The organism is Streptomyces sp. NPDC059454 (assembly GCF_042749965.1).
In the GTDB taxonomy this organism is placed as follows: domain Bacteria; phylum Actinomycetota; class Actinomycetes; order Streptomycetales; family Streptomycetaceae; genus Streptomyces.
Genome location: NZ_JBHYVC010000064.1, coordinates 36,406 through 45,120, shown reverse-complemented (window position 1 = coordinate 45,120; position 8,715 = coordinate 36,406). Strand labels below are relative to the sequence as shown.

Here is an 8,715-nt window from a genome sequence, read left to right as displayed (position 1 = left end):
GCCCCCCCTTCCCCCACCACCCCCCCCGACACCAACACCACCAACCCCCCCCCCCCGGCCCCCCCCCCCGGGACTTGCTTCAGATCACTGGATCAGCGATCGTCAGCCGCCGAGGCCGAGGGTGGCGTTGCAGGTCGCGGAGCTGATGTCCGTGGCCTGGCCCTGGACGCCCGCCAGCACGTTGGCGACGACGTTGACGTCGCTGACGTTGACCAGGCCACCGAAGGCCGACTCGTCCGCCGAGCACGAGGTGGTCTGGTCATTGTCGAGCTTGAAGCTCGGCTCGTCACCGGCGTGGCTGACGCCCGCACCGAGGAAACCAACACTGCCGAGCATGGCCACGACGACCGCAGCCTTCTGGAACTTACGCATTACCTCTCCGTTTCTCGTCTCGTCGGCACGCTCCGTCATGAACCGTTCACCGACAGTCATGACTATAAGGGATGTTTTGCGGTGCTTCGCAACCGAAACGCCCAATTGCGCAATTCCCCTGTGAAGATGCAGGTCAGGGCGGTGCGAGGGGGTATCAAATGGCCGAACGGGGAGCGAGGACGAGTCGCGTCACGCGTAGCGGTACGTCGCGCTGACGTCCTCCAGTTCCCCCGGGGGCACGTCCCACGGCGGCATCCTCTCGTGGCGGGACACGATCCGGCCGTGCTGCTCGTCGCCGGAGCCCGGCGCGGTCGCGGGCAGGTAGCGGGCCCCGCCGTGCCGGCGCTGCCAGCGGTACCACTGCAGGTCGACGAAGGCGTGGTGCAGCCAGAAGACGGGGTCGTTGACGGAGGCGGCGGTGAGCATGACGCCGCCGACCCAGCGGTGCACCCGGTTGTGGTTGCGCCACGAGACGCTGCCCCGGCCGGTGCCCCAGCCCTCCATCCGGTTGCGGAAGCCCCGCGTGACCGTCGAGTCCCAGGGCGCCACGTCGTAGGCGGGCTCCTTCAGCGCCCACTCCAGATCGCGCTTGCCCGGCAGGTCGATCGGGTCGCCCCGGCGGCCGAGGTCCCGGGTGAGGAACTCCGTCTCGGTCACGCCCACCCGGATCGTCCAGTCGCCCTCCCGGTACGCGAACGGGCCCGTCGTCACCTGGCGGTCGGACCGGCGTCCGTTGCCGCCGAGGAGGTCCGCCGTCCACGGTGCGGAGCGGGTCGTGCGGTCGCGGGTCCAGTCCCAGTACGGCAGGGTCACCGAGGAGTCCACCCGGCGCAGGGCCTCCTCCAGGTCGAGCAGGAACCGGCGGTGCCAGGGCAGGAAGGAGGGCGCCATGTGCGCGGTGCGCAGTCCGCGCTCGCCGTCGGAGGCGTAGTACGCGATGTGCGTGCGCACGAACTCGTCGTACTCGCCCCGCCGTTTGACCTCCAGCAGCGCGTTCACGAACCGGCGCTTCTCGGTCGCCGTGAGCGTGGCGGCGTCCTTACGCACGTACGCCATGCCCGCCTCCCCGGTGCTCGTGCCGCGGTTCCGTGCCCGCCTCGCGCAGTCGCTCGCCGGGGGCGAGGGCGTCCACGGCGGCGCGGGCGGCGTCGAGCGGCGTCGGGTAGGAGCAGTAGTGGTCGACCATGCTCAGCCAGGTGCCGTCGGCCCTGCGCATCAGGTGCAGGGGACGGCCGTCGAGGGTGACGTGCCAGTGGCCGTCCGCGGCCCGCACCCCCTGGACGCGGTGGCCCCGGTGCGTCCGGTCGAAGGAGGCTCGGTCCCGCGCCTTCCCGGGTGCGGGGCGCGGTGCGCGGAAGGCGGTGAGCAGCGGCGCCAGGGCCGCGGCGAGCGCGCCGGTGCGCAGTCCGCGTGCCACGTCCCGCCGTGTTCTGCCCTCCGGTGCCGACGGCGGCTGCGCGTCTTTCCGGGTTCCGTCGATTCCGATGACCATCGGTCCAACTCCCTTGTCCATACGGTCGTCCGTAGCGGCGAACGAAATCCGGCCCCCAGTGGAAACTGGGGGCCGGATTTCGCGGGGTGCTTTTCAGGCGTGCAGCCCCAGGTCGCCGTGGACCGGCTTGGCCTCGTTCACCGTGGCCGCCGCTTCCTTCGTCGTGCCGAGCAGCGATTCGTCGTCGGCGCCGGTGAGCGTCTCCGACTCGTGCGCCGGCATCAGCTCGAAGGGGACCGCGGTGCGCAGGCCGGTGTCGACGCCGGTCCGCGCCAGGTCAAGGGACTCCTGGGCGTACGCGGGCGCGGCGGCACCGGCGGCGATCAGGGTTCCGGCGAGGACGGCGGCAGCCTTCAGGGACTTCATCGTGTTCCTTTCTTCGGCAACGCGGTGACCGGTCGCCGGAGGGGAATTCTGTCGCCGTGCCTAACGATCCCCGGCCGGAGCGGAAACCGGGAAGCCAAAGATTGGCAAGTCCTCATATGAGAGTTTTTCGAGGACGACGGAGTTTTACGAGGATGCCGCGGACGGCACCAGCATCGAGGTCAGCGGTGTGAGCGCGGGGAGCGTGACGCCCGGCAGCAGCGGCGCCTGCGCGGGGGCGGCCGGCGCGGGCAGGGTCGACGTCTGAGGCTCGGTGCCGAGCAGTTCGGCGACGAGGTCGTGCACCCGGGCCAGCAACTCGTCGACCAGCGAGGGCTCCTGAGTGGTGCCAGGGTCTGCGGCGGCGCTCTCGTCCGCCTCGGTGTCCGCCTCCGTGGTGGCGTCGGTGTCCGCCTCGGTGTCCGCGTCCGTGGTGGCGTCGGTGGCGGGCCGGAGCAGGTCGATGAGGGCGTCGAGGGTCTCCCGCAGGGTGGTCAGCTCCTCGCTCGTGAGGTCGTCCCCGCTGACGGTCGGCTCCGTGTCGTCCGCCGTCGTGGCAGACGGCGACGGCTCGGTCGTGGTGGTGGCCTCGGTCGCGGCCACCGGGTCCTCGTCGGCCGCCTTCGCCAGGGCGTCCTTCGCCGCGTCGCCCAGCTTCCTGACCTCGCCGGAGGACAGCCGGCCGTCGTCCGTCCCGAGCACGGCCTCCAGCAGGTCGACGACCGGGGTGAGTCCGTGCTCGTCCGCGTCGACGGTCCTGACCTGCGCGAGCAGTGTGGTGGCGGAGGGAGTCGCGCGGTCGTGCTCGGCAGCCGTGGCGGCCGGGCCGGTGAGGCCGGCAAGAAGGGCGGCGCACAGTGCGCCGAGTGCGACGCGTCGGGCAGGCAGAGCGCGCATGGAGGTTCCTTTCGCGGGCTTCGGATCTTGGAGCCCACCGTGGGAGCGCCCGCGGACCCCCGCAACCGGACGTGCGCCATTCGGCTCCCCGCGCCTCGCCGTCCCTCGTCCGCCGCGCGTTCCTCCCGACGGGTCCCCGAACGAAGCGGTGCGCCGGACCGGCCGCCCTTCGGGGCAAGTTTCACGATTCCAACACACTTGCCCGGTTTCATCGAGTTTCGACGAATTTTTCCGTTTGGTGATTAGAGTTGCGAACCTCCGAAGCACCCTCATGGGCGGCCGCATCGCACTCGTCCCGCTGCCTGCCACCGCCACCCTGTTCCGAAAGGCTCCGACGGTCATGCGTCAATCCCCGGGTCAGATGCTTCGCCATGCGGCAGTGGGCGTCTTCTCCCTCGCAGTGATGTGGGCACCCTGCGGCTCCGCGGCCGCCGCGCCCTCCCCGGAGGCCGACGGCCTCGCCTTCTCCCAGCGGTACCGGGCGGTCCAGCACGGCGGCATCGTGCGGGCCGCCAACGCCTCCGCCACCTGCCGCGCCCAGGCGTCCTCGTGCCGGGACGTGCAGGCCGGCGCGCAGGGGGTGAACGGCGACTTCGAGATGGGCTACATCGACGTCGACCAGGACCCCCACACGTACAACTCCTCCCGCGCGGAGGTCCGTCTGCCCGCCGGCTCCCGGGTGACGTACGCCCGCCTGTACTGGGGCGGCAACCTGCTCGCCGGCGAGCAGAAGCCGTGGCAGGACAACGGGCGGGTGCTGATCGCCGAGCCCGGCGGGGAGTACAAGGAGCTGCTCGCCGACACGGTGGTGGGGCACCGGGTGGCGGACGGGGCGGACGCCTTCCAGGCCTCGGCGGACGTGACGGCACTGGTGCGGGACAGCGCGCCGGGTCTGTACACGGTGGCGCAGGTCAACGTGGCCATGGGCCGGTCGGCGGCCGGGACCTGGGGCGGCTGGACGCTGGTGGTGGCGTACGAGAACCCGGCGGAACCGCTGCGGCACCTCGCGCTCTGGGACGGATTCGCCCCCCTGGGCGGCCGCTCGGGGGTCGAGATGCCGCTGCGCGACCTGCCGTTCCCGGCGGGCGCCGGGGGCCGGGCGGGGCTGGTGGCGTACAACGGCGACCGCGGCACCGGCGGTGACTCGCTCGTCCTCACCACCGACGGGTCCACCCCCACCGCGTTCACCGACCGGGCCAATCCCTTCGACGACGTCCTGAACTCCACCATCACCGACCCCGGCGCGTCCCCCGCGCGGGTACCGGCGTACGCCAACACCCTCGGCTACGACTCCGACGTGTTCGACCTCGAAGGAGGTCTGCCGCACGCCGGTGACCGGGCGACCTTCCGGCTCACGTCCCAGCGGGACGCGGCGTGGGCGGGCGTGCTCTTCGCCGCCGTCGACGCCCGGTGGTGAACGCGTCCGCGCCGAGCGCCTTCGGCAGTGGGGAGACCGGGCCCGTGGACCCGGCGTCCGCCGGCCGCCGGCCGCGGGTCCTGCACCTCACCCAGCCCGTGGACGGCGGAGTGGCGCGTGTCGTGACGGACCTGGTGCGGGTCCAGCTCGCGGACGGCCTGGACGTCACCGCGGTCTGCCCCGACAGCGCGCTCACCGGCCAGCTGCGGTCGCTCGGCGCGCACGTACGGCACTGGAGGGCGACGCGTTCGCCGGGTGCCTCGCTGGCGCGGGAGGTACGGCAGTTGGCCCGGCTGATCGACGAGGTGCGTCCCGATCTGGTGCACGCGCACAGCGCGAAGGCCGGGCTCGCCGGGCGGCTCGCGGTGCGCGGGCGCATCCCCACGGTGTTCCAGCCGCACGCCTGGTCGTTCGAGGCGGTGGGCGGGAGCACGGCGGCCCTCGCGCTGCGCTGGGAGCGGTGGGCGGCCCGCTGGGCCGCGCGGGTGGTGTGCGTGAGCGAGGCGGAACGCGCCACCGGCGTGCACGCCGGGATCACCGGCCGCTGGACCGTCGTGCCCAACGGCATCGACCCCGACCGTTTCCGCCCGGCGCCCGCAGGACCCGTACGGGCCGGGCTCGCGCCGCTGGCCGGGCCGGCCGCGCAGGCGCCGCTCGCCGTGTGCGTGGGCCGGCTGTGCCGGCAGAAGGGGCAGGACGTCCTGCTGCGGGCCTGGACCGCCGTGCTGCGCCGGGTGCCCGACGCCCGTCTCGTGCTGGTCGGCGACGGGCCGGACCGTGACCGGCTGCGCGCGGCCGCCCCCGGCTCCGTGCTGTTCGCGGGGGCCGTCGCGGACGCCTCCCCCTGGTACCAGGCCGCCGACCTCGTCGTCCTGCCGTCCCGCTGGGAGGGCATGGCGCTCGCCCCGCTGGAGGCGATGGCCTGCGGGCGGCCCGTGGTGGTCACGGACGTCGACGGCGCCCGCGAGAGCCTGCCGCCGTCCTTCGCCGCCCCGTGCGTGGTGCCGCCGGAGGACCCCCGGGCCCTGGCGGAGGCGGTCGGCGCACTGCTGCTCGACCCGGCGCTGCGCGCGTCCCTCGGCGACCGGGGCCGCCGGCACGTGCTGTCCCTCCACGACGTCCGGCACACCGCGCGGGCGGTCTCCGACGTCTACCACGACCTGCTCGGCACCCGGCCCGCCGCGACAAGAACACGCCCGTGCCGGGCGGCCGGGGACGCCGGGGCCGACCGGACGACATCGCGCGTCGAGCCATCCGAGCACAGGGAGTCCATCCACTCGTGACCGCCGAACGTACCGTGGCCTCCCCCGGCGTACCGCCGCGGGACCACGGATTCTTCTCGCCCGTCTCCGTCATGCGGCCGCGCGGCACCGGCACCGGCCCCCGGCTGCCCGCCGCGCCGTCCCGGACGGCCTCACCGCTGCCGCTGCTCGTCGCGGACGGTGCCGCCGTCCTGCCCGCCGCGCTGGTGCTGCCCGGGGCCCAGCGCCATCCGCTGCTCGTCGCCCTGCTGATCGCGGTGTCGCTGCTGTTGCGCCCGCGTGACACCCGGCCGCCGGTGCCGGGGCTGCTGGAGGAACTGCCCGCCGTGTGCGGCCGCATCGCGGTGGCCTGGCCGGCCGGCGCGGCGCTGTGGGCCGCGTACCGGCCGGAGCACGCGCTGTCCGCCGGCACCGTGCTGGCCGGACTGGCCGTACAGGCGGCGGCGGCCTGTGCGCTGCGCGCGGTCGTGCACGGGCGGCGGCGGGCCGCGCTGCTGCGCCGCCCGCACGCCGCGCTCGTCGTCGGGCCGGTCGCGACCGCGCAGCGCGTGGCCGCCGCCGTGCTGCGCCAACCGCGCTGCGGGGTGCGGCCGGTGGGGATCGTCGCCGGGCAGCCGGACGGCGCCGAGGGCGTGCCGGTGCTGCGCACGGACGAGGAGGTCGAGCGGGCGGTCATCCAGAACGGAGTGCGGACGGTGCTCGCCGTCCACCCCTCGGTACGGGCCGAACAGGAGCCGCTGCTGCGGGCGCTGGCCGAGTCGGGCTGCGCGGTCTGGGAGGTCGACGCCGACCCGGCGCCGTACCCGGCGCGGGAGCGGCTGGCCGGGTTCTCCTGCCGGCGGCTGGACTTCGCCCCGGCGCGCGGCGGCGGCATCGGCAAGCGGATGCTCGACGTCCTGGTCTCGGGGACGCTGTTGCTGCTGGCCGCGCCGCTGCTGCTGGTGTGCGCCGTGACGCTGCGGCTCTGTGACGGGCCGGGGGTGGTGTTCCGGCAGGAGCGCATCGGCCGGAACGGGGAGCCGTTCACGCTGCTGAAGTTCCGCACCCACCGCCCGGTCGACGAGCACGAGTCGGCGACCCGGTGGAGCGTGGCGGGCGAGCACGAGATGCGCTGGTTCTGCCGCATGCTGCGGCGCACCTCGCTGGATGAACTGCTCCAGCTGTGGAACGTGCTCCGCGGCGACATGAGCCTGGTCGGGCCCCGGCCCGAACGTCCGTACTTCGTCGCGCAGTTCAGCCAGACGTATCCCGGTTACGCGGCCCGGCACCGGATGCGTACCGGCATCACCGGCCTCGCGCAGATCCACGGGCTGCGCGGCGACACCTCGATCGAGGACCGCTGCCGGTTCGACAACGCCTACATCGACGACTGGTCGCTGTGGCGGGACGTCTGCATCCTGCTGCGCACCGCGGCCACGCTGGTCCGCCCGACGGGGAGCTGACGCCACGTGAGCCACGCCCTCGTCCCGTCGCCGCGCCGGTCCGCCGCCCTGGCGCCGCTCCTGCCGCTGGCGCCGCTCCTGCCGCTGGTGCCGGCCCTGCCGCTGGTGGCGGTGGTCGCCCTGACGGGCCTGCCGTCGGCGGGGGACGGCGCGGGGCCCGCCGACGTGGTGTCCGCGCTGGTGGCCGGGTACTGCGTGATCCGGCTGCTGCGGGATCGGCGGCGCCCGCTGTCGCCCCGCGCGGCCGTGGTGCTGGGGCTGCCGGTCGTGGGCCTCGCGCTCGCCGCCATGGGGGCGGCCTCGCCCCAGGCGGCGCTCGGCGGCCTGTGCCGCTATCTGCAGATCTTCGTGCTCGTCCCGGCCGCCGTCCTGGTGCTGCTCCGTGGCCGGACCGGCTTCCGGGCGCTGGTCTGGTCGTTCGTGGGGCTCGCCCTGTGGCAGGGGGTCGTCGGGACGCACCAGTACGTCACCGGGACCGGTGCCTCGTACCAGGGCGAGACCGTCCGCGCGGTCGGCACCTTCGGGGCGCAGGACGTGATGGGCATGGCGACGGCGGTGTCGCTGGGCGTGGTGTGCGCGGCGGGGATCGCGCTGGGGCGGGCCCCGGTGTGGCAGCGGACGGCCGCCGCCGGGTGCGCCCTGGTCCTGGTGCTGCCGCTGGCGCTGTCCTTCAGCCGGGGCGCCTGGATCGCGACCGCGCTGACGTGCGCGGTGCAGCTGGCGCTGGCGGGGCTGCGGCGCGCGCTGAAGGTGGCGGCGGCCGTGGTCGCGGCGGGCGTCGTCCTGATGGGCGGGTTCGGGGTCGGTACGGCGATGCTGCAGGAGCGGATCGACAGCATCACGGAGGTCACCGACACGCCCGACCAGTCCGTCGTCGACCGGTACACCCTGTGGGCGGCGGCGACCGGAATGTGGCGCGAACACCCGTGGACCGGTGTGGGGCTGAAGAACTTTCCCGAGTACCGCGACGGACACGCCACCCTGGCGCTGTCCTCGGGCAGTGACATCGAGGGGGCGGGCGAGGAGTACCACAAGCAGGCGCTGCTGTCGCCGCACAGCATGTATCTGCTGGTGCTGAGCGAGCAGGGTCTGATCGGGCTGCTGGCGCTCGCCGGGAGCTGGCTCGCGCTGCTGGTGTGCGCGCTGCGGCGCCTGCTGCGGGCCCGCAGCCGCGGCCCCGGCCTCGACTGCGCGCTCGTCGCCGTCGGCCTCCTGCTCTGGCTGCTCACCGACTTCGTCTACGGCGACATCGGCGGCCCTTCGACCGTCCTGACCGGCATGGCCCTGGGCCTGACGGCGTGGTGGGCGCTGTCCCGCGACGACCGGGCGGACGCCGCCCCGCGGGACGGAGCGCCCGCGTGCCTCGAGGAGACCGCGGCCCGATGACCATGCTGCCTTCGCAGACTCCCGGCTCCCACGCCGCCGGGCCCGAGCCCTGCGGGCTCAAGACCGGCGGCCCCGGAGCAGGCG

Annotated in this window: 9 protein-coding genes; 4 read left to right on the top strand and 5 right to left on the bottom strand. The window is 74.3% G+C overall.

Annotated features, from left to right (window positions below):
* Positions 1-102: 102 nt before the first annotated feature.
* The 5 genes from ACFXAE_RS30310 to ACFXAE_RS30290 all read right to left on the bottom strand — a co-directional run bounded on the left by ACFXAE_RS30310 (position 103) and on the right by ACFXAE_RS30290 (position 3,124).
* Positions 103-372 (bottom strand): hypothetical protein, encoded by a 270-nt coding sequence (locus tag ACFXAE_RS30310; RefSeq protein WP_384720826.1) that lies wholly within the window; start codon positions 370-372, stop codon positions 103-105.
* 189 nt (positions 373-561) lie between these two features.
* On the bottom strand, positions 562-1,428 hold the full coding sequence (locus ACFXAE_RS30305) for a tyrosinase family protein (protein ID WP_384720823.1): 867 nt from the start codon (positions 1,426-1,428) through the stop codon (positions 562-564).
* On the bottom strand, positions 1,412-1,864 hold the full coding sequence (locus ACFXAE_RS30300; protein ID WP_384720820.1) for a tyrosinase family oxidase copper chaperone: 453 nt from the start codon (positions 1,862-1,864) through the stop codon (positions 1,412-1,414). The genes ACFXAE_RS30305 and ACFXAE_RS30300 overlap by 17 nt, the downstream gene beginning before the upstream one ends.
* A gap of 93 nt (positions 1,865-1,957) precedes the next feature.
* Positions 1,958-2,230 (bottom strand): hypothetical protein, encoded by a 273-nt coding sequence (locus tag ACFXAE_RS30295; protein ID WP_384720817.1) that lies wholly within the window; start codon positions 2,228-2,230, stop codon positions 1,958-1,960.
* 144 nt (positions 2,231-2,374) lie between these two features.
* Positions 2,375-3,124 (bottom strand): hypothetical protein, encoded by a 750-nt coding sequence (locus tag ACFXAE_RS30290; protein ID WP_384720814.1) that lies wholly within the window; start codon positions 3,122-3,124, stop codon positions 2,375-2,377.
* Positions 3,125-3,464: 340 nt separating this feature from the next.
* On the opposite strand from ACFXAE_RS30290, the gene ACFXAE_RS30285 reads away from it, so the two are divergent.
* Genes ACFXAE_RS30285 through ACFXAE_RS30270 form a run of 4 tightly spaced genes read left to right on the top strand, consistent with a single transcriptional unit; the run spans position 3,465 to position 8,631 of the window.
* Positions 3,465-4,541, top strand: a complete 1,077-nt coding sequence (locus tag ACFXAE_RS30285; protein ID WP_384720811.1) for a DUF3344 domain-containing protein — start codon at positions 3,465-3,467, stop codon at positions 4,539-4,541.
* A 44-nt stretch (positions 4,542-4,585) separates the two neighbouring features.
* Positions 4,586-5,824: a glycosyltransferase gene (locus ACFXAE_RS30280; protein WP_384720808.1), complete on the top strand. Its 1,239-nt coding sequence runs from the start codon at positions 4,586-4,588 to the stop codon at positions 5,822-5,824.
* Entirely contained in the window at positions 5,821-7,245 is a 1,425-nt protein-coding gene (locus ACFXAE_RS30275) for an exopolysaccharide biosynthesis polyprenyl glycosylphosphotransferase (RefSeq protein WP_384720805.1), read from the top strand. Before ACFXAE_RS30280 ends, ACFXAE_RS30275 begins: the two co-directional genes overlap by 4 nt.
* 6 nt (positions 7,246-7,251) lie before the next feature.
* On the top strand, positions 7,252-8,631 hold the full coding sequence (locus ACFXAE_RS30270) for an O-antigen ligase family protein (protein ID WP_384720802.1): 1,380 nt from the start codon (positions 7,252-7,254) through the stop codon (positions 8,629-8,631).
* The last annotated feature ends 84 nt before the right edge of the window (positions 8,632-8,715 follow it).

Bases quoted from the DNA above. Each gene is read 5' to 3' on its own strand.
- ACFXAE_RS30290 (WP_384720814.1), bottom strand. From the start codon at position 3,124: ATGCGCGCTCTGCCTGCCCGACGCGTCGCACTCGGCGCACTGTGCGCC.
- ACFXAE_RS30285 (WP_384720811.1), top strand. From the start codon at position 3,465: ATGCGTCAATCCCCGGGTCAGATGCTTCGCCATGCGGCAGTGGGCGTC.
- ACFXAE_RS30305 (WP_384720823.1), bottom strand. From the start codon at position 1,428: ATGGCGTACGTGCGTAAGGACGCCGCCACGCTCACGGCGACCGAGAAG.
- ACFXAE_RS30300 (WP_384720820.1), bottom strand. From the start codon at position 1,864: ATGGTCATCGGAATCGACGGAACCCGGAAAGACGCGCAGCCGCCGTCG.
- ACFXAE_RS30310 (WP_384720826.1), bottom strand. From the start codon at position 372: ATGCGTAAGTTCCAGAAGGCTGCGGTCGTCGTGGCCATGCTCGGCAGT.
- ACFXAE_RS30295 (WP_384720817.1), bottom strand. From the start codon at position 2,230: ATGAAGTCCCTGAAGGCTGCCGCCGTCCTCGCCGGAACCCTGATCGCC.